This is a genomic window from Psychrobacter sp. ANT_WB68, assembly GCF_008369115.1.
Classification (GTDB): Bacteria; Pseudomonadota; Gammaproteobacteria; order Pseudomonadales; family Moraxellaceae; genus Psychrobacter.
On record NZ_VOAZ01000001.1, the window covers coordinates 84,723 to 104,530 of the forward strand.

The following is a 19,808-nucleotide window of genomic DNA, read 5'->3' on the forward strand; positions in this document are numbered from 1 at the left end:
GGGGACAATATAAAAGAATTGTTGGGGATACTGCAAGAAATTTTTATGACTTAAATAACGTGACATTGTCTCACTGCTGTGTTCTGTGCTTAGTCATAGTCAAAAATTTTAGAGTAAATTGAAGAAGATTGAATCGAATAACATCAGTAGTTTACGCATAGACTTGTGCGTAATAGCCATGGCACACACACAAGAAAAAGCGAGACTATCCCTGTTAGATAATCTCGCTTAAGTCGAAAAGTAAGTCTTAGAAAAACGTTGGTTTGTAGCTACTTAAACCTTATCGTTTTCGTCACGACGTAAGCCGTCCTTCCATTCAGGATGATTGCCAGCTTTTCCTACCTCACTATCTGTGAGGGTTTCTGCTGCAGGGCTAATTTGGCCAGTTTTGTTCAGGCTATGATTTTGGCCCATGCGCTCGCTTAAGTGCGTTTCTGCATCACGGTGACGCGGATCAAGGGCTTCTGCTTTCGGGTTCGACTTTGCAAAATCGGTTTGCGCCTGAACTTCCTTGACCGTGTTTTGCTCACTAACCATTTTTACATCACCGTCGCTCTCATATCCGTGGTCAGGATTGGCATCACCGGTTGCTTCTTGATTATCCGTTACCGAAGAGATAGGTTGAGCCGTTTGCTCAGTGTTATCAGTCGCGATGCCATTTTTTGCTTGAGCATCATTTTTTAATTGCGCATAATCCGTCAGCTGATATACCGCATTTTCTAAACTGTGCGGATTGTGACGTTCTTGTGCTTTAGAGAGATGCTCATCGAACACATCGGTCAATAATGAATCATAGCGGATGGCGTTATATTGAATAAGTACTTCAGCCTCTTCTTCAGTAATATCACCGTTTTGGCTGGCGTAGACCACGTGATCTTCAAAGGTCAGACCTTCAAAGTTGTCTTTATGCTCAGCCTTTTTAAACTTCTGCCATAAAGGTTCAACGTCAAGCAGCGTTTGATAAGCGTGCTCCATGCGCCCCGTGACATCATCAGGTTCGGTATTGTAATACACCATAGTTTTGAGATAATCGCGGAATGGATTGGCTTCAAAGTCATCCATAAAGGTATCGCCCAATTGGCGTTTTAACTCATCGCTCACCGGCACAAAAATACGACCACTTGGGAAAGTCACAAAGCTGACCACACTTGCCGCCATGCGATTTGGGAAGTTGGCAAATAAAGATAAAAAGGCTTCTTGAATGGTATAAAGGCTATTTTTTAGTGCGACTTCTGCATGCAAGCGTTCGGCTTTTGACTTAGAGCCATATTCATAAAATTGCAAAATTGCTGTACAGATAAATAGATGCGCGTGAATATCTGCTAAGCGCCCAGACAACATCTCTTTACGTTTTAAATCACCTGCTAATAAGCCTAAAGACATATCGGCGGTTAGGGCAAAGCCTGCGCTCAAACGATTGATGTCTTTATAATAAGGACGGGTAAAGCTATCGGCAAAGCTTGGCGCATGATTGCTTCCACCGACGTAACCTGCAACAAATGCTTTGGCGCCGCGATTAAAGGTATAACCCAAGTGTTTAAAGAATAAGTTATCAAACTGCTTGAGCGCGCCTTCTTTATCATCACTTTGTAGCAGTTGCAGCTCATCAAATAGATAAGGGTGACAACGCATCGCCCCTTGACCAAATATCATCAATGAGCGCGTCAATATATTGGCGCCCTCAACGGTGATAGAGACTGGAATCGCTTGATAAGGAATCGCTAAAAAGTTACGTGGCCCCATTTGTACGGCGCGACCGCCAACGACATCCATACCGTCATTAATGATCCCGCGCATGGTCTCAGTGGCATAGTATTTTGCCATTGCCGTCATCACTGATGGCGTACCACCTTGGTTCAGTCCACAGGTGACTAAATGACGGAAAGCCTCTAACATATAAGTGTTACTAGCAATGCGGCTAGTGGCATCTTGCACCCCTTCAAACTTGCCGACAGAGATTTTGAATTGCTCACGCACTTTCGCAAACGCCCCAACGGTCAAATAACTGACTTCACTGGCAGACGTTGATAGCGCTGGTAAGGAGATACCGCGTCCAACGCCTAAGCATTCCATCAGCATCCGCCAACCACGACCCGCATTTTCAACGCCACCGATAATATAATCTAGCGGTATAAAGACGTCCTTACCATCGACCGTACCATTCATAAATGGCGAGCCGATTGGATTGTGACGCGGACCTGTAACGACCCCTTCATGACTGGCAGGAACGAGGGCACAGGTAATACCATAATCAGTTTTTTCAGGGTCGCCAAGCAACCCTTCTGGGTCATGCATTTTAAAGGCTAAACCAACGACGGTTGCGATAGGGGCTAGAGTAATCCAGCGCTTAGAGAAGTTCATACGCAGGCCGAGAACTTGCTCGCCTTCATGCATGCCATAACAGACCACGCCGGTATCAGGAATGGCACCAGCATCAGAGCCCGCTTCTGGACCAGTCAAACCAAAGCAAGGAATTTCCTCACCTTTAGCCAGACCCGGTAGCCAGCGCTGCTTTTGCTCATCAGTGCCATAGTGCATCAATAGCTCACCAGGACCAAGTGAGTTCGGTACCATACAGGTAACGGCAGCCGTCGGTGAGCGCGAAGCGATTTTACTCATTACTCGACTTTGGGCATAAGAGCTAAATGCTAAACCGCCATATTCTTTCGGGATGATTAAACCTAAAAAGCCATTGGCTTTAATGAAGCGCCACGCCTCTGGTGACAGCTCTTTATCTTCGTGATGGATTTGCCATTCATCGAGCATGGCACACAGTACTTCTACTTCATTATCAATAAAGCTTTGCTCTTCTTCTGATAATTCAGGATAAGGATATTTTGCAAAGGTATCCCAATCTGGCGCGCCCATAAACAGCTCTTTTTCCCACCAACTGGTACCAGCATCGAGCGCTTCACGTTCGGTATCACTCATGCTAGGCATGGCACCGCCCAATGCTTTATACACAGGCTGAGTAATCAATGATTGGCGAAGTGGGGTAATGAGTAATACTAAGCATAATAATGCTATCGGTATGCCTAAGATGAGCGACCATGGACTGATAAAGGCAGTGACGAGGACGGTAATGAGGGCAACGATGCTGCCAGTGACACGCGATAACGACAACAAAAAGATGGCCAAGACCATGGCTAATTGAATGATGACTGCCAGAATAAATAAGCCAATGGCCATGACTGTCTCCTTTATAACGCTGAATGCACAAGCGTAAAGTTTAAATGAATAAAAAATGAGGGAAGAACTTTAGTTGTTATTTTGTTTTTCCATCACATGTTTTATGCGATAAGTTAATTTGTAGGACAAAATAAATGCCCGTGTTCTACACTATACATGGCAGCCTAATAGGTTTAATAAGAGCAAACCTATTACTAAATAAATCTGTCAATAGTAGGCCCACTAAGAACTGTCACAGCAAAAATAAAGTTAACTACTAATATGAAACAGTTGTTTATAAGTATCAAGAGCCAAAATGCTACGCTGTGTCGATAATATGTATCAAGCTTTGTTGATATAACCAGCTGTTATTGATCTTTAGCCAAAAGGTGGTAGGCAGCTTTCAGCATAAGAGAGGGTTTCATTGCGTCCGACAATAATGTGGTCAACCAATGACAAATCTATTAAGTCGCATGCCTTTTTTAGCTCGTAGGTTAATAAGTTGTCTGCCGTTGAAGGGGTCGCATCTGTATGGAGGTGGTTATGGGCGACGATAAGCTGACTGGCAGCGTGGCTCAACGCATGACGCAAGACGTGTTTGATACAAACCGAGCAAGAAGAAATGCCGCCAGTAAACAATATCTCAAAATTGATTAGATTTAACGCATTGTCCAAACACAGTACGGCAAAGACTTCACGGTGCTCACCGCGCAGCTGGGTACTAATATAGTCTTTGACCATTTGCGAGCGCCCAAGGGCGTGACCAGTTTTAAGCTGGCTGTCTAAATAGCGCGTGCCCATCTCAAGTGATGCCAGTATCTGGGCGTATTTGGCAGGACCTATACCATGACAAGCTAAAACAGTCTCTTGCGGTGCGGCCAACAGCTCTGCTAGGCTACCAAACTTGTCGATTAAATGGCGCGCCAACTCGATTGCCGATTGTGACTGGGTGCCCGTCCGCAGGAATATCGCTAATATCTCAGCATCAGATAGATGAGCTGCGCCAAACTTCAGCAGCTTTTCACGCGGTCTATCATCTTCATGCCAGTCTTTAATTGCCATTGTTACTCCTTGATAAGGGATAGCTGCCAGATAAGTGAGATAAATCCACAAAACTTCCCCTAACTTATCGCATAATTGTTACTATAAGCGCAATTTTTATCTTCCATTTTTTTACTGATGCCATGCTTATGTCTAATATTGTGCTTGCTATCACCGGCGGTATTGCCGCTTATAAATCTGCTATATTCGCTCGCTTATTAATCAAGGCGGGCTTTGATGTGCGCGTCATTATGACCACAGGCGCTCAAGCTTTTATCACGCCACTTACCTTGCAAGCTTTGACTGGCAATGAGGTGCATGTCTCCTTGTTAGATGAGCAAGCAGAAGCGGGAATGGGGCATATCGAGCTTGCCAAATGGGCGGACTTGATTGTGATTGCACCTGCCTCAGCCAATACTCTGGCGCGGCTTGCGATGGGTATGGCAGATGATTTATTGACCACTGTCTGCTTGGCAACGACAGCGCCGGTCATTATTGCGCCAGCGATGAATCAGCAAATGTGGGCGCATCCAGCGGTGAATCTCAATGTACAAACCCTGCGTGATATGAACTATCAAATTATCCAACCAGCCAGCGGCGAGCAGGCATGCGGTGATGTGGGTGCAGGGCGCTTACCTGAGCCTGAGCAGCTTTTGGCTGAGGTACAATTATTTACGGCCATGCAAACCACACCGCAGTTATTGGCAGGCAAAAGAGTCGTGATTACCGCAGGTCCGACGGTAGAAGCTATCGATCCTGTGCGTTATTTGTCCAATCATTCTACTGGCAAAATGGGCTTTGCTTTAGCACGTGCTTGTGTTGCCGCTGGTGCAGACGTTATTTTGATTGCTGGTGGCAAAGTTGCGCTGCCAACACCGCTCAATGTCACGCGTATTGATGTCCTATCAGCCAAAGAGATGCTGGTAGTGGCACAGCAATGTGTAGAAGGTACGCATAGTGCGCTACAGTATCTGCCTGAAGAAGAACATGAGCACTCTCACGAGCATACGCACGACCATTCTCATGAACACAGCCATGAACATGCTCATCACCATGGCGACTGTGATTGCGGAGAAGAACATCAGCATGCTGAGAATGTTACTGATGACAACGTAAAAGTCGCCGATATCTTTATCGCCACCGCGGCTGTCGCTGATTATCGTACTGAAGAAGCGGCACCGCAAAAAATCAAAAAGACCCAAGAGGCGATGACGCTAAGCTTGGTTAAAAACCCTGATATTTTAGCGACGATTTCGCTTGCCCATCCAGAGCTGTTTGTCGTTGGTTTTGCGGCAGAAACGCAATATGTCGAGCGCTATGCTCGTGGTAAATTAGTGTCTAAAGATTTGGATTTAATTGCTTGTAACGATGTCTCACGAGCAGATATTGGTTTTGCGAGTGATGATAATGCCATGCAAGTATTTTTCTCAGAACGCTATGAGCACGATAGCGTGACACTGGATAAGGCGAGCAAAGATAATATTGCCGAGCAGTTGGCTACTATTATCGGTGAAACCATCTGGCAACGTCATAATGCCTAGTCAGGTCATCATCAATGTGGCGATTAGGTCTTAAGTTTCTATGACGAATATTGCAGATATGATGGATGACGATAGCACCCAGACACTATTACTGATTGCAATCTTTGCACTGGCATCATTGCTGCATGGTATTAGCGGACTGGGTGTGACGTTAGTGACTACCACCGCGCTTGCCAGCATTTACCCTTTGCCGCATGCTATTGTTTTGGTGATATTTCCATCCTTATTGCTCAATGCCATGACTTGGCTAGCGGGTGGCGAGCGCACGATTTGGCAAAATTTTATCTATTACGGCAGACGCTATTGGTTGTTGGCGTTAACCAGTCTGCTCGGTAGTATGCTTGGCGCAAAGTTATTGCTATGGGTGGATAGCGCTTATATCTTGTTGGTATTGACAGCGGTTATTGGCTTTTATGTCATTAGTAGCTTACTCGGTAAGCAAATTCGTCTGCCTAATACCAAGCCTGTACTGATTATCGTTGGACTTAGTGCAGGCATTATTGGCGGTGCGACCAATGCGATGTCGACCATATTAATGATGTATTTATTGTCCGCCAGTGACGATAAGCATACCATCGCTAAAGTCGGCAACATGTGCTATTTTTTGGGTAAAATCGCCCAAATCATCGTCTTGCGTGAGCCTATCATGGCGTTGAGTAGCGGTGAATGGCAGTTGATTACCTTACTTAGTGTCATGTCTATCGCCGCCCTTTTAGTTGGCATTCGCTTGCGCCGCTACTTGCCACAAGCACGCTTTCGCCAGCTTATTTTATTGATTCTTACTGTGCTAGGTATTCGTGTCGGCTGGCAGGGAATAACGGCATTGTTATAAATCTAGCGATTGAATAAATTTAACAGTACGGTGGCAACGATACTGATTATTATCATAGTGACTACTGGAAAATAAACCCGTGTATTGCCTGAGGTGTGTTTGATATCGCCTGGCATATTACCTATCCATGAAAACGCATTTGGAAACAGCAGCCAAATAACGCCTATCATAATCAATAAAACCCCTATAATTATCAATATTTTTGCCATTTAAAGTCTCACTAACTTCGTTACATTATTTCTTGATTTTTTCTCACATCTTAATACACTGCCAATCAATCAACTGATTCAGCAAAAAATAGCTGTTGCGCCAAGCGAAATGTATTGCAGTGCGCTTCAACCACCTCTTCGATATCTTCTGAATAGCCGCCACCCATGACGATAGCGACGGGAATATTGCCCGCTTTAGCTTGTTGCAAGACATACTCATCACGCGCCTTACAACCCTCTATCGTTAGACTAAGTTTGCCTAATTTATCGGTCGCTAGCACATCGACAGCGGATTGATAAAATATCATATCTGGCCCGAATTCATGGATTAAGCGCGGCAGCGTATCCTCTAATATCTGTAAATATTCCACATCACCTGTATCATTATCTAGCTCGATGTCTAAGTCTGATACTTGTTTGCGAAATGGATAATTTTTCGCGCCATGCATACTAAAGACAAAAACGCGTGGCTCATTTGCCATGATACTGGCATTGCCATTGCCTTGATGAACGTCTAAATCCACTATTAATATTCTTTGCGCTTGTCCGCGATTTAATAATAAATTGCTGGCGATACAAACATCATTAAAAACACAAAATCCCTCGCCATGATCGGCAAAAGCATGATGAGTGCCACCCGCGACATTCATTGCCACACCATATTGCTGCGCGTATAACGCACATTCATAAGTGGCATGGGCAATATAACGACCACGCTCTACCAGCTCTGGCGTCATCTCAAAGCCAATGGCTCGCGCTTCTTTACGTGGTAAGGTCTGGGTTTTGAGCTGATACCAGTATTCGGGTGTATGGGTGGTTAAAATTTCATCTTCGCTTAAGCGCGCAGGGGCAAAAAAATTACCGCTATTGATGGTACCTTCCGCTAGTAAGCGCTCAGGAATCATGGTGTATTTTTGCATGGGAAAGCGGTGTTTTTCAGGTACGGAATAACGAAAAATGTCAGAGTAAGCAATTTTTAGCATCATTTTAAGTGGTTTCTATTTTAGAGAGTTTTTTAAGACTAGATAGTTTGCGGGGCTTCGAAATTAAGGTATTAGTGAGGAATTGTAAAACCTGCCGTACCGATGTCTATTTTCTCAGTTAATTACTGAACGAATTGAGTTGGTAAGAAAAAGGTTCGAGAATCCTCTTGTTGATGTAGCGCCATCAGTAAATCTGGCAATTCTTCAGTAGGATTTTGATTGTTGACCAAGTCACTAAATATCTCGTAAGCGACCGTGGTCATCGCGATGACGCTTTGTAATAAATGCTCAATGGTATTTTCATCAATACCGACTGCTTCGATATCGATGGCGTTTTTGTAGCGTATCTCACCATCATTGATGTCCATCTCAAGATTACCAATCAGCATGTCGTAATTGATTTGGGTAATCAGTAGCATGGCGGCGCTTTGATGGCTTTCGGGTATCAAAAACGGTAAAATACCATAGACCGCCAGCAAGTTATTTTTTTCTTGCACGCGAAATAGATAGCCACAATCAAGCTTTTTATTGCGCATTCTCAGAGATAAGTGGTGTGACTGCTGGCTATCATGGCTTTTATTGCCACTGCTTTTGGGTCGATAATGGTTATAGTGCCATTGTTGCTCGTCAAAATACTGCTTAAGGTAATTGACGATGGGCGTGTCATTAGCACTGTCTTGCTTTGTCATACCTTCGATATCATTATCAAAATAAGCGTCAGTATCAACGTCATTATCTAGCGTGCTATCAAGATTGCTATTCAGGCTGTTATAAAGGTTATTATCAAAGCTATGATTTAAGTCAAGGTTAGAGCCACTAATATCTATATCATCATCGTCATGATAACCATCATTGTCTTGAGGATAAGTTTCGGTAATATCTGTCTCATCCTGTGAGCGGTTAAGATTGTTTTTATCTTGTGCTGTTAAGTCTAACTCTGAATCCAAATCTTTAGCCATCTTAATATCATCAATAACAGTCTGCACAGCTGATATGTTGAGCAGCTGTTTTATTCTTTGCCATAAGCTGAGTTTATAAGATTGGCTCATAGATAGTAGGCTAGCTAATAAAGGGTGGAAGTTTAAAAACTAAATTATAAACCGTACGCTAAAAAAATTAGTCTGTGCTAAATACCAATCCTGCTTTGATACTCGGCTGGGCATAAAACGTTTGCAGCATTTCTGTTATATGCGCCGTAACCCATGAGCTTTCAAGGGCGTCAGTGACGACAGGTAGCAGGGCAGTACTCAATTGCGTCATTGCCTGCTCATCGATATTTAAACTTGCCGCGATATTGGCAATGCTATCGTCTTGATGGTTTGTATACCACGTATCGACACCCGCTGCTACAAGGCTATGCAAATAAGGTGATAGACGCAGGCGGTTATAGCTCTGCTGAATGCTGTTTTCAATATGCTCAATACTGCTATCGTTAGGCTCATCACGTAAATAGGTTTGGATTTCGCTAATCGGCTTTTCTTTGATACGGCCCCAACCCGTTACCAATAAACGCGCCACTTCTTCATTGGATAAATGCGCTTGGGCATTGGCTTCTGCTTTATGCGCTAAATCTTTAATATTACGATGCAGGTAGGTCTGCAATTTTTCATCAAGATTGCGATTGGTTGCTTTTTCAAACGAGCTACGTCCAAACTTCATCAGTTTACCGGCTGCCCCTGCTTTATCTAGCGTGGTTTCCATAAAATCATTGATAGCGTGATACAGCGTTTGCGTTAATAAATCAGCAAAGGTTTCATTGCCGACCAGCGTATGTACCAAGATATGACGCTGCTCTTCATGACTGCCGACATAACTGGCTAGAATCTCAACTTGGGTATCATCAACCAACTCTGATAAAGGCACATTATCATTAACGGGATGATAGATAATAGTATGCAAAATATCACGAATATCGCGACGTATCACCTCGCTTAGCGGCTGTTTAAGAAACCAGTCATTAATAAGATGCTGCAAATCATCACTACTAATATATTTACTCAGTGGCTGCTCGCTAAACCACTGCCAAGCCTGCATTGATAGCGGCCCTGCTTGTGAGCGCAGCCATTGCTGCATAAAGGCAACTTGCGCCTCGATTAAGCTGTTTAGAGTTAGCATGGGCGTGTCTGATTTTTGAGCCAAGTTTTGATTCGGGTTTTGAATATCTTTTGAAGTCTGCATAGGTTTTGAGGTCATAATAATCGACAATTTGTTATACTGTGTGGTTGTGGTAGGCATAAAGTATTATGCCATGAACTTCCTCTGTGTTTGTGATGAATATTGCCTGCTGCTTAATAAATAATGAGAGGTTTGGATGACGGCTCTGAATACAGCTTTACTTGTGCTTGATGAGCTGACGGTTCAGCGCGGTGAAATCCCTTTATGTGAAGGCGTGACGCTCAATCTGGCTGCTGGTAGCATTTGTCACTTAATCGGCGCCAATGGTACGGGTAAGACGACGCTACTGATGCAATTAGCTGGGTTATTGCCAGTGCTGAGCGGTGAGGTTATTTATCAAGGAATAGCAAGCTTACCTGTGCAGCCTTTATACGTGTCGCACCAGTTAGGTATTCATCCAAACTTGACCGTCGCCCAAAATCTCACCTTTTTGCTCAATTTATATGGCATTAGCCCTAGTAGCGCCGATATTGATGACGCTCTCACGTGGGTAGGATTGCAGGGTTTTGAGACCATTAGCTCAAGCCATTTGTCTGCAGGGCAAACGCGCCGTATTACCCTTGCGCGCTTGTATTTATTAACGCCTGAAGTTACCCCTTTATGGTTGCTTGACGAGCCATTTACCGCGCTTGATGTCGATATGGTCGCGCGCATGGAAGACAGATTGCGAGAATTTACTATGGCTGGCGGTGCGATATTAATGACCAGTCATCAGGCCGTCGGCGTTGCCAATCAAGTGCTCGATTTGTCCGATTATATGGTGTAAATACTATCAATATAAGTGCCATAAGAATCAATCTAACTGCAACAAGCGTCAATATAAGTGCGACAAGCATTAGTGGAAGAGCGAATAGATGATAGACATAGATACTCCAGTACAAATAGAGAATACAAGCTCAAATGCTAACACTTCAAGTGCTAGTGCAGCTGCTGTGCGCGGTATCAGCTTTATGCAGCTATGGCGGCGCGAATGGCAGGTCAAGCAGCAAGGGGCAGTACAGTGGTTATATCCTTTGGTACTGTTTTTAGTGATTATTACCTTATTTCCGCTCGCGGTTGGTAGCGAGCCTGCATTACTGCAGCGCCTTGGGGTGTCCGCAGTTTGGATTGCAGCTCTGTTGTCACTGGTAATGGGCGTTGATGGTTTGTTTAAGCCTGCCCTTGATAATGGTACGCTGGCGCAATTGGTCGTCGCCAATGCGTCGCTGCCATTATGGGTGCTGATTCGTTTGGTTATTCACTGGATTTTTAGTAGTGGTATCGTGGCGGGATTAAGTTTGCTCGCTGTGCCATTGTTTCAGCTTAGCTGGTTTGAGGCATGGATATTGATGGCATCTATTATCACTGGCAGTCCGATGCTACTTATGCTGTCAGCGGTTGCCAGTAGTCTGACGCTGTCGTTAAAAAATGGCGCAGTGTTGGTACCTTTGATTGCTTTACCGATGCAGCTGCCCGTATTGATCTTTGCCACTGGAGCAGTTGATTTATTTGCCACTGGTCTTAACGGCTTGCCGATTTTAGCTTTATTATTGGCAGGTAGTATTATTTCAGTGTTGGTGATGCCATGGGTGATTGCCCTGACCTTAAAAATGGCATGGCTTAATTAACAATTAATGCTGGCATGTTATATTCAGGTCAATATCAAAGAGAGGCAGCGGGGCTGGGATAAATTTTTCGTCGCCTCTGTCGGCGTAAGCACAGCAAGCAAGAAAAATTTGCACCAGTCACGCGGCATAGCATTGTCTATCCATTTTATTTAGTATCAACTATATACCTTCTCTCATGAAAACCCTTTATATTAACAGCATGTTGAAAACTGGCAACTTTGCTATAATAGGCTATTAAACAAACAGTCACGTGTAGATTCTATCCAGCGTTTAACGCCAGCAAGTTAGCGGGTAGTCGTATGAATCATGCGTTTTACTCGATAACCACCAGCTGCGCAATAGGTTTATTCCCATGCCCAACCTGAATAATGTCTCATCTCCTAGCCTGTGGCAACGTATCTGGCAGGTCTTTTTGACCACAGTGGGTACTAAGGAGTTCTTTCGTATCTTTTCGCCTTGGGTCAAGTGGTTAGCGATATTAGCCAGTCTCTGTCTGATCGTAGGTAGCGTTTGGGGCTTAGCATTTGCGCCACCTGATTATCTGCAAGGTAACAGCTATCGCATCATCTTTATCCATGTACCGGCAGCCAGTCTGGCTATCTCCATTTATTTTGCTTTAGCCGTGCTGGGCGTAATTTATCTGGTATGGAAAATTAAGACAGCGAGCCTTGTAGCACAAGCGCTTGCTCCGATAGGGTTTTTGCTCTGTGTTATTAGCCTGCTGACGGGTTCTATTTGGGCAAAGCCTACGTGGGGCACTTATTGGGTTTGGGATGCGCGGCTGACTTCGATGCTGATTTTGGCGTTTTTATATGCCGGTGTGATGGCCTTGTTTGCTGCCTTTGAACATACAGCGAATCGTGGCAAGGCGGCGGCTATTTTGTCCATCGTTGGTGCAGTCAACTTGCCCATTATCAAGTACTCAGTACAGTGGTGGAATACTTTGCACCAAGGCTCAACCTTTACGCTGACTGCGGCACCAAAAATGTCGGCGGATATGTGGATGCCACTACTACTGATGATTATTGGCAGCTATTTATTGGTGGCGACGTTGGCCATTTATCGTACCAATACCCTGATTTTATATCGCGACCAAGGTAAAGCGTGGGTAAAAGAATACGTTCGTGCACAAAACAAATAATCTCATAACCATACAGCCATGAGCAAAGCAAATAACGGCTAGGAAAATATAATGCAGCCTTACTTTTATAGCGTCTCTGAGTTTATCGCCATGGGTGAGCATGGTGTGTTTGTCTGGTCATGCTGGGCAATTACGGTCGGTATGATGCTGGTTTTTATTATCTATAGTCGTCGTCAAAGACAAGCGCTTATTAAGCAGCTAACGATTCAGCAAGCGCGTCAGGCGCAGCGCGCTGCTAAAGTACCTAACCCTGCGACCAAACAATCTTCTTAAAAGATTATTGTTAGTATTGGCTTCTGAGCTTATAAAATGATAATGACTCGCGGGCAAATATATGACCTTATCAGTTGTCAGAGGGCTTATTGATTTGGGTAAAAAATGCTACCATATAGGTATTAGAAAAGTACGGTTGGACAGGCCTGTTATCCAGTCAGTCTGATATGAATTTCTTTAATATTTTCTGTCTTGCAAACGAAAAATTTGTAAAACAGCGACTCATCAATGAGGTAGTAGTATGAACGCAGTTCGTCGCAAAAAACTGATGTGGGTTATGTTTACGCTTGCAGGAGCCGCGATCGCCGTGGTGTTGGTAATTTATGCCATTGGGCAACAGACCGACTACTACTTCGACGCCACCGCCATTGCGCAAGGTGAAGCGCCACAAGACAAGCGTATCCGCGCGGGTGGTATGGTGGTTGCCGGTAGTGTCCAGCGTGCGCCAAATGACCCATTAAGCGTTGAATTTGCGATCACCGACTTCGAATCGACAGTACCCGTGACTTATCAAGGTATTTTGCCAGATTTGTTCGCCGAAAACTCAGGGGTGGTTGCAACGGGTAAAATGCAAGGGGACACCTTTGTGGCAGGCGAAGTATTGGCCAAACATGATGAAAACTATATGCCACCAGAAGTGGCGAAATCGATGAAAGAAAATAATCGTATCGGCGCGGTACCTTCTTCTGAGCAATATAATCCTGCTGAAAAAATTCATGAAACCAAGACTCTGCAGCAGTAATTAGCATAAAATAGTCGCTATTAAGATTTAAGTTTGATATTAAAATAGCGCTACTCATAAAAAGTGCTAGACATAAAAAAGCCAGCGATATCTTATCACTGGCTTTTTTGTGCTTAATCTAATACTCAAATAGATATGAGTTATCGATTAATCATCCCATTTTGGCGAATAATCTGGATGCTTGATTTTGCGCCCATCACTACGCGCTAAGCTGCTGATTTTCTCAAGGTCATCCGCACTGAGCTCTACCTTGATAGCATCTAAGTTGCCTTGTAAGTGCTCAGGGTTAGCTGTTTTTGGAATTGCAATACGATGCTTATCGGATAAAATCCAAGCCAGCGACACTTGCGCTGGAGTGATACCGTATTTATCAGCGATGTCTTTGATGATTTTATTATCGAAGACATCTCCACGCGCGAGCGGCGAGTACGCTTCCAATAAAATATGGTGGTTATTTAAAAAGGTCTGCAACGTTTTTTGCTTAATAAAAGGGTGAAACTCCACTTGATTGACCGCAATAGGTACATCGGCATAGCGCTTGGCTTCAATGATATTGGCGATATTAAAGTTAGAAACCCCAATATTACGGGTCAGCCCTTGTTTTTGTAGCTCACAAAGCGCTGGCATAGTCTCAGATAACGGCACACGTTCATCAGGCCAGTGCAGCAGCAGTAAATCAACATAATCGGTATCTAAATTTTCTAACGAGCGCTTAGCAGCCGCTATGAGTTTCTCTGGCTCAAACTTCATGTCATCAGGAAATATTTTTGTCGTTAAAAAAAACTTATCACGAGCGATGCCTGATTGCTTAATGCCTTTTCCCACCTCTTTTTCATTATCATAAGCTTGGGCAGTATCAATATGCTCGTAACCCATTTTTAATCCCTGGCTGACGACATCGATACAGTCTTGGCCCGTTGATTGCCAAGTACCCAATCCTAGTACTGGAATGTTGGCTTGTCCAGCGGTGCGAATATTATAAGTTTTAGCACGCATATGGTTATCCTTGTTATTCGTGTGTTTATTGACAGAAAATTAAATAAGAAATATGATTATCTAAATCCCTATTAAGCTTACCCACTATAGAAAAAAGGAGCGGCAAGTGAAAGGGCGAGTGACGCTTTCCTACAAACAACAAACAGGCTGTAACGTCATTTTATAGTTATTAAAGCAGCTAATAGGTTATTCGAGGGCGTTGCCAAAAATAGGAATTACTGAAATTACAAAACCTTACTGTTATAGTGGGTATCTATAAAACAGAGGTGATGCTACAGTAGACCTAAATAAATGATAAACCTATATATCTGCTCAATATCCGCTCATAGCAAGCTATATTTTTATGAATATATGGTTTTCTATGGATGGGTCTATCAATAAAGCAAGGTTATGAATCTTCTAGAAACTTCATTGAATGAGGAGGGGGTGTGTCTAGTTTTTCAAAGCCAAGTCCTGCAAAAGGCAGCCGTTCAGAAAACACGGCAAATGGTCAACATCAAAATCCTATTTCGTGGTTTATCTTTGGTTTGATGGCAAGTGTCACCTTTATTGGTATTCTCTCAGAGCTGATGCCTTCTGGCATCTTGCCGCAAATGACTGAGGGTTTAGGCATTGAGCAGACTCAAGTAGGATTTTTAGTCGGCATATACGCACTGGCATCGGCGATTTTTGCTATTCCCCTCATTAGTATGACGTTGTGGGTCAATCGCAAGGTGCTTTTATTGGTGCTATTAACAGGTTTTGCCGTCTCTAATCTGGTTGTCGGTCTTACCTCGTCTTATCCGCTCATCGTCACCATGCGTATTATTGGCGGTATATGTGCAGGGATTATGTGGCCGATGATTGCCGCTTATGGCACTGCATTGGTGCCAGAAAACCTGCATGGCAAGGCGATTACCATCATCATGGCGGGTAATACCTTTGGGGTGAGCCTTGGTCTACCGATTATGACCTATATTGGTACCCAAGTGGGCTGGCGTACCTCGTTTATGGTGCTTGGTGCATTGGGTGCCGTAATTGCGCTGCTGGCGGCTAAATACTTGCCTTCCGTACAAGGCGAAAAACTTACTCAAAGTAACTCGCCAATCGCGGTTTTAAAAATCCCTGGGGTCTGGATAGTCTTAGCCCTAACCTTCTTAGCAGTCGTGGCGCATTACAGTACCTATACCTATATCACGCTATTGGTCGAAACCATCAAGTTTGTGGGCGGTATCAGTCTAGCGTTGTTTATTTTTGGGATAGGTTCGGTCATTTCAGTCATCTTATCGGCCAAAATTATCGATACTCATCTGCGTGGTTTAATCGTTGGTATGTTGGCTTGCGGCGTGATTGCTATGCTGTTGTTCGTCTTCTTCAGGGGAACGAATGGTTTTGCGCATTTGGCCTTTTTACTGTGGGGCTTAGCATTTGGACCTTTGGTAACCATGTTTCAAACGGCTGTTAGCCATCAGGTGACCGAAGCAAAAGCGGTCGCGACCTCTGTACAATCCAGTGTGTTTAATTTCTCAATTATGATTGCGACATGGCTCGCAGGTTTGATTTTGGTTCATATACCAGAAACAGGCGTCTTAGGTATTGTGTATCTTTCTATCCTCTGTTTCATTCCTGCCATTATTATTACAGTTATCTCTAAGAAAACGTTGGATGCACCTACTGTCTAATTGATGTTAATAATCTAATAGCACTTAATAACTCAGCTTTAATAAACGATTTTAAATAACTAACTTTTAGCAATAATAGGAGTTTGTAATGATTAAGTTTACCAATGCAAATATTTATCGTAATAGCGCTGCTAACGAGATTTTGGTCAAAGACGGTGTTATTCAGCAGGTTGGTAAGAATTTACCTGCCGCTGAAGAAGAGATTGATCTTAAGGGTCGGTTGGTCGTGCCACCTTATGTAGATGCTCATTTGCACCTAGACTATGTTTATACAGCTGGTAATGCAGGCGCAACCAACGACACTGGCACTTTATTTGAAGGAATTGCCCGTTGGCACGATGTCAAAAAAACACAATCCTTTGAAGATGCCAAGGAACGGGCATTAAAGGGTATTCAAGAAGAAGTGTCAAAAGGGGTGCAATTTATTCGTACTCATATTGACGTCTGTGACCCCAATCTTACTGGCTTAAAGGCCATGCTCGAGCTTCGTGAAGAGTTAAAAGACAACGTCACCATTCAGATTGTGGCGTTCCCGCAAGAAGGCATGTATGCCTACAAAGGCGGGGCTGAAATGGTAGAGGAAGCCTTAAAAATGGGTGCTGACTGTGTGGGCAGTATCCCTCATTTTGAATGGGCACGTGAGATCGGTGAAAAGTCCATTCATAAAACGGTTGAGCTGGCAATGAAATACGACAAGCTTATCGACGTCCATTGTGATGAAACTGATGATGTCATGAGCCGTTTTGTAGAGCTACTAAACGCCTTAGTGATGATTGAGGGGATTGGCAGTCGCACAGCTGCCAGTCATACTTGCTCGTTTGGTTCGGCGGATAATGCCTATGCTTTTCGTATGATGGGATTGTTTGAAAAGTCCGGCATGAATTTTATTGCCTTGCCAACTGAAAATGCCTATCTACAAGGTCGTCAAGATACTTATCCTAAGCGTCGTGGTTTAACGCGGGTAAAAGAGTTTTGGGAAAATGATATCAACGTATGTTTTGGTCAGGATTCTATCAATGACCCTTGGTATCCGGCTGGTAATGGTAACCTGATGAATATCTTGGATAATGGTATTCATTTAGCACAAACGATGTCGATGCCGCAGCTTGATACCTGCCTGGATTTGATTACCTTTAATGGCGCTAAAACATTAAACATCGAAGACCAGTACGGCTTAGACGTGGGTAAACCAGCTAACTTTTTGGTGTTGGATGCCGATAGTCCGTTTGAAGCCGTCCGTCAACGCGCCGATGTACTTGCCTCTATTCGCAACGGTAAATATCTGTTTAAAAAGCCTGAACCAAGCTACGATATCGAACTGGATGTTTTTAGAAAAACAAAATAGCCGGATTTACCGAAAAAAGGTAAGAAGTAAATAGCAATAATATAAAATATCGACGAAAAAAAGCCCATTATTATCAAATAGTGGGCTTTTTTATGTCACTTATTAAACTCTCAAAATACTTTATTTAAATAAAGTGTTTGAAGTCAGCAATTACTGAGCAGCAGCTTCTGCGACTGGAGCGCTATCTGTTGTAGGAGTAGCAGTGGTCGCAACAGTGTCAGTACCCCAGATTTTTGGATATTTATAACCAGGGAAGCTATCGTGAGCATACTTTTTAAAGGCTTCTGAGTTATAGGCGTTAGTGACGTCTTTAACCCATTTTTTGTCTTTATCAGCAGTTTTGATGGCTGACCAGTTCACATAAGCGAAGCTTGGCTCTTGGAATAGTGCCTCAGTCAGCTTGATACCCGCATCGGTCGCATAGTTGCCATTGATGATAGCAAAGTCAACTTCGTCACGCGCACGTGGTAGCTGTGCCGCTTCTAGTTCAACGATTTTGATGTCGTATTTGCTGTTATCAGCGATATCAGTTTTTGAAGCGGTCAATGGGTCGATATTGTCTTTTAAAGTAATCCAACCTAGCTCATTCATCATCACTAACGCACGCGCAAAGTTACTTGGATCATTAGGCGCAGAAACGCTCATGCCTTTGTATACGTCTTTGATGTTGGTCTTTTTGCCTGAGTAGATGCCCAGTGGCGCTGTTGGTACTTGAAAGACTTCAACCAAATCAAGGTTGTTTTCTTTTTTGAATGTATCAAGATAAGGCTTATGCTGGAAGATATTAATATCTAAATCGCCATCAGCCAAGGCGATATTTGGACGCACATAATCGGTAAACGTTACTAGCTCAACTTCATAACCTTGTGCTTCTAACGAGCCTTTTACTTGGTTACGAACCATATCGGCAAAGTCACCTTCGGTTGTACCGATGATAATTTTGCTATGCTCAGGATCGATATCGTTGGTCGTGGCTGTCTCTGTGGTTGTCGTTTCCGTTGCGCCTTCAGTGACAGGCTCTTTGTTAGCTTCTGGCGCTGATGAATTGTTACAACCGACCAATACAAGACCTGATACGCCAACTGCCGCAAATGCTGTGGCTATTTGACGGCTGATATCTGTTAATTTCATGAAACTTCCTTAATAAGGGATGGGAATAGGGGATTAAACGTTAACATTAAAAATCCGCATTAAAAAAGCAACATTGTGAATAGTAATGCTGCTAAGTTAACGGTTGTTAAGATAGTATCAAAATTAAAGGGAATCAGTTACAAAGTCAAGCCTTTGCTTAGGACGAATCGGCATTAAACCTTAAGCATTATTCATATCAAACGCTCAATGTAAGTGCCTAAAAACCCAGTGGCTAACGCTGTCTATAGTCAATTTATCAGTCAGCGTTAGCGTTTATCCAAACGCATTGCTATCCAATTACCCGATGCCTGAATCCCGATAACCATAATCGATAGCATCACAACAATAAACACCATCACCTCAGTTTGATAGCGATAATAGCCATAACGAATCGCCAAATCACCTAAACCGCCACCGCCGATCATACCGGCAGCTGCCGAAAATGACAGTAGGCTGATACACAGAATAGTAACGGATAATACCAAACCAGAACGCGCTTCATTGAGCAGCACTTTGATAATGGTAAAGGGACGGGCTCCCATCGATTCAGTCGCTTCAATAATGCCACGTGGCACTTCACGCAGGTTTTGTTCAACCAAGCGTGCAAAGTAAAAGGAACCCGCAATTGCCAGTACCAAAGAAGCGGCAATCGGTCCAATGCCGGTGCCAACGATGGCTTTGGTAAAGGGGCTCATTGCAATCATCAGAATCACAAATGGGAAGGCACGCATAAAGTTGGTGATAGCACCAAGCACACCGTATAGCGTTTTATTTTGCAAAAACTGCCGATCACTAGATAAAAACAAGAATACCCCAAACAGACCGCCGATCACGATGGCGACCGTCGTTGAGATACCAAGCATAATAAAGGTATCTACAAACGCCTGCCAAATTTCTTTGCGCAGTGCGAGCAGTTTGTCTATTGAGGCGGATAATTCAGCACCAGTTAACATGTCTATTCTC

General features: G+C 43.7%; 18 protein-coding genes. 9 read left to right on the top strand and 9 right to left on the bottom strand.

Annotated elements, in window-relative coordinates:
- Nucleotides 1-273 precede the first annotated feature (273 nt).
- Both FQ084_RS00330 and radC read right to left on the bottom strand, forming a co-directional pair.
- On the bottom strand, nt 274-3,189 hold the full coding sequence (locus FQ084_RS00330; protein ID WP_149488671.1) for an acyl-CoA dehydrogenase: 2,916 nt from the start codon (nt 3,187-3,189) through the stop codon (nt 274-276).
- Between the two features lie 357 nt (nt 3,190-3,546).
- Nucleotides 3,547-4,230 carry a RadC family protein gene (gene radC / locus FQ084_RS00335; RefSeq protein WP_149488672.1) on the bottom strand — a complete coding sequence of 228 codons (684 nt, stop codon included), beginning with the start codon at nt 4,228-4,230 and terminating at the stop codon, nt 3,547-3,549.
- Nucleotides 4,231-4,358: 128 nt separating this feature from the next.
- Here radC and coaBC point away from each other — a divergent pair, with 128 nt between their 5' ends.
- Both coaBC and FQ084_RS00345 read left to right on the top strand, forming a co-directional pair.
- On the top strand, nt 4,359-5,750 hold the full coding sequence (coaBC, locus tag FQ084_RS00340; RefSeq protein ID WP_149488673.1) for a bifunctional phosphopantothenoylcysteine decarboxylase/phosphopantothenate--cysteine ligase CoaBC: 1,392 nt from the start codon (nt 4,359-4,361) through the stop codon (nt 5,748-5,750).
- A gap of 40 nt (nt 5,751-5,790) precedes the next feature.
- Nucleotides 5,791-6,582, top strand: coding sequence for a sulfite exporter TauE/SafE family protein (locus FQ084_RS00345; protein WP_262880602.1), 792 nt, complete (start codon nt 5,791-5,793; stop codon nt 6,580-6,582).
- A 2-nt stretch (nt 6,583-6,584) separates the two neighbouring features.
- On the opposite strand, the gene FQ084_RS00350 is transcribed toward FQ084_RS00345, so the two are convergent.
- The 4 genes from FQ084_RS00350 to FQ084_RS00365 all read right to left on the bottom strand — a co-directional run bounded on the left by FQ084_RS00350 (nt 6,585) and on the right by FQ084_RS00365 (nt 10,009).
- Complete coding sequence (locus tag FQ084_RS00350) at nt 6,585-6,791, bottom strand: DUF2905 domain-containing protein (protein ID WP_149488674.1); 207 nt, start codon at nt 6,789-6,791, stop codon at nt 6,585-6,587.
- Nucleotides 6,792-6,856: 65 nt separating this feature from the next.
- A complete protein-coding gene (locus FQ084_RS00355) occupies nt 6,857-7,774 on the bottom strand; it encodes a histone deacetylase (RefSeq protein WP_149489540.1) in 918 nt (305 codons plus the stop codon).
- Nucleotides 7,775-7,896: 122 nt separating this feature from the next.
- Nucleotides 7,897-8,823 carry a YbjN domain-containing protein gene (locus tag FQ084_RS00360; protein WP_149488675.1) on the bottom strand — a complete coding sequence of 309 codons (927 nt, stop codon included), beginning with the start codon at nt 8,821-8,823 and terminating at the stop codon, nt 7,897-7,899.
- Between the two features lie 67 nt (nt 8,824-8,890).
- Complete coding sequence (locus FQ084_RS00365; RefSeq protein WP_262880603.1) at nt 8,891-10,009, bottom strand: hypothetical protein; 1,119 nt, start codon at nt 10,007-10,009, stop codon at nt 8,891-8,893.
- Between the two features lie 76 nt (nt 10,010-10,085).
- Here FQ084_RS00365 and ccmA point away from each other — a divergent pair, with 76 nt between their 5' ends.
- The 5 genes from ccmA to ccmE all read left to right on the top strand — a co-directional run bounded on the left by ccmA (nt 10,086) and on the right by ccmE (nt 13,712).
- Nucleotides 10,086-10,715, top strand: a complete 630-nt coding sequence (gene ccmA, locus FQ084_RS00370; RefSeq protein WP_149488676.1) for a heme ABC exporter ATP-binding protein CcmA — start codon at nt 10,086-10,088, stop codon at nt 10,713-10,715.
- Between the two features lie 184 nt (nt 10,716-10,899).
- A complete protein-coding gene (locus FQ084_RS00375) occupies nt 10,900-11,556 on the top strand; it encodes a heme exporter protein CcmB (protein ID WP_149489542.1) in 657 nt (218 codons plus the stop codon).
- A 352-nt stretch (nt 11,557-11,908) separates the two neighbouring features.
- A complete protein-coding gene (gene ccmC, locus FQ084_RS00380; RefSeq protein WP_149488677.1) occupies nt 11,909-12,697 on the top strand; it encodes a heme ABC transporter permease CcmC in 789 nt (262 codons plus the stop codon).
- Between the two features lie 51 nt (nt 12,698-12,748).
- Nucleotides 12,749-12,970, top strand: a complete 222-nt coding sequence (gene ccmD, locus FQ084_RS00385; protein ID WP_149488678.1) for a heme exporter protein CcmD — start codon at nt 12,749-12,751, stop codon at nt 12,968-12,970.
- Nucleotides 12,971-13,211: 241 nt separating this feature from the next.
- Nucleotides 13,212-13,712, top strand: a complete 501-nt coding sequence (ccmE, locus tag FQ084_RS00390; RefSeq protein ID WP_149488679.1) for a cytochrome c maturation protein CcmE — start codon at nt 13,212-13,214, stop codon at nt 13,710-13,712.
- A gap of 147 nt (nt 13,713-13,859) precedes the next feature.
- Here the strand turns inward: ccmE and FQ084_RS00395 are convergent, their stop codons facing one another.
- Entirely contained in the window at nt 13,860-14,708 is an 849-nt protein-coding gene (locus tag FQ084_RS00395; protein ID WP_149488680.1) for an aldo/keto reductase, read from the bottom strand.
- Nucleotides 14,709-15,136: 428 nt separating this feature from the next.
- Here FQ084_RS00395 and FQ084_RS00400 point away from each other — a divergent pair, with 428 nt between their 5' ends.
- Nucleotides 15,137-16,369: an MFS transporter gene (locus FQ084_RS00400; protein WP_262880604.1), complete on the top strand. Its 1,233-nt coding sequence runs from the start codon at nt 15,137-15,139 to the stop codon at nt 16,367-16,369.
- Nucleotides 16,370-16,457: 88 nt separating this feature from the next.
- A complete protein-coding gene (gene codA / locus FQ084_RS00405; RefSeq protein ID WP_149488681.1) occupies nt 16,458-17,714 on the top strand; it encodes a cytosine deaminase in 1,257 nt (418 codons plus the stop codon).
- Between the two features lie 150 nt (nt 17,715-17,864).
- Here codA and FQ084_RS00410 read toward each other — a convergent pair whose 3' ends face one another.
- Nucleotides 17,865-18,845, bottom strand: a complete 981-nt coding sequence (locus tag FQ084_RS00410) for a MetQ/NlpA family ABC transporter substrate-binding protein (RefSeq protein ID WP_149488682.1) — start codon at nt 18,843-18,845, stop codon at nt 17,865-17,867.
- Between the two features lie 266 nt (nt 18,846-19,111).
- The gene (locus FQ084_RS00415; protein ID WP_149488683.1) at nt 19,112-19,798 is read right to left on the bottom strand and encodes a methionine ABC transporter permease; all 687 of its coding nucleotides are present in this window, start codon (nt 19,796-19,798) and stop codon (nt 19,112-19,114) included.
- Nucleotides 19,799-19,808: the final 10 nt, after the last annotated feature.

Bases quoted from the DNA above. Each gene is read 5' to 3' on its own strand.
- FQ084_RS00330 (WP_149488671.1), bottom strand. From the start codon at position 3,189: ATGGCCATTGGCTTATTTATTCTGGCAGTCATCATTCAATTAGCCATG.
- ccmC (WP_149488677.1), top strand. From the start codon at position 11,909: ATGCCCAACCTGAATAATGTCTCATCTCCTAGCCTGTGGCAACGTATC.
- ccmA (WP_149488676.1), top strand. From the start codon at position 10,086: ATGACGGCTCTGAATACAGCTTTACTTGTGCTTGATGAGCTGACGGTT.
- FQ084_RS00375 (WP_149489542.1), top strand. From the start codon at position 10,900: ATGCAGCTATGGCGGCGCGAATGGCAGGTCAAGCAGCAAGGGGCAGTA.
- codA (WP_149488681.1), top strand. From the start codon at position 16,458: ATGATTAAGTTTACCAATGCAAATATTTATCGTAATAGCGCTGCTAAC.
- FQ084_RS00395 (WP_149488680.1), bottom strand. From the start codon at position 14,708: ATGCGTGCTAAAACTTATAATATTCGCACCGCTGGACAAGCCAACATT.
- FQ084_RS00365 (WP_262880603.1), bottom strand. From the start codon at position 10,009: ATGCCTACCACAACCACACAGTATAACAAATTGTCGATTATTATGACC.
- FQ084_RS00415 (WP_149488683.1), bottom strand. From the start codon at position 19,798: ATGTTAACTGGTGCTGAATTATCCGCCTCAATAGACAAACTGCTCGCA.
- radC (WP_149488672.1), bottom strand. From the start codon at position 4,230: ATGGCAATTAAAGACTGGCATGAAGATGATAGACCGCGTGAAAAGCTG.
- FQ084_RS00410 (WP_149488682.1), bottom strand. From the start codon at position 18,845: ATGAAATTAACAGATATCAGCCGTCAAATAGCCACAGCATTTGCGGCA.
- FQ084_RS00350 (WP_149488674.1), bottom strand. From the start codon at position 6,791: ATGGCAAAAATATTGATAATTATAGGGGTTTTATTGATTATGATAGGC.
- FQ084_RS00345 (WP_262880602.1), top strand. From the start codon at position 5,791: ATGACGAATATTGCAGATATGATGGATGACGATAGCACCCAGACACTA.
- FQ084_RS00355 (WP_149489540.1), bottom strand. From the start codon at position 7,774: ATGCTAAAAATTGCTTACTCTGACATTTTTCGTTATTCCGTACCTGAA.
- ccmD (WP_149488678.1), top strand. From the start codon at position 12,749: ATGCAGCCTTACTTTTATAGCGTCTCTGAGTTTATCGCCATGGGTGAG.
- coaBC (WP_149488673.1), top strand. From the start codon at position 4,359: ATGTCTAATATTGTGCTTGCTATCACCGGCGGTATTGCCGCTTATAAA.
- ccmE (WP_149488679.1), top strand. From the start codon at position 13,212: ATGAACGCAGTTCGTCGCAAAAAACTGATGTGGGTTATGTTTACGCTT.
- FQ084_RS00360 (WP_149488675.1), bottom strand. From the start codon at position 8,823: ATGAGCCAATCTTATAAACTCAGCTTATGGCAAAGAATAAAACAGCTG.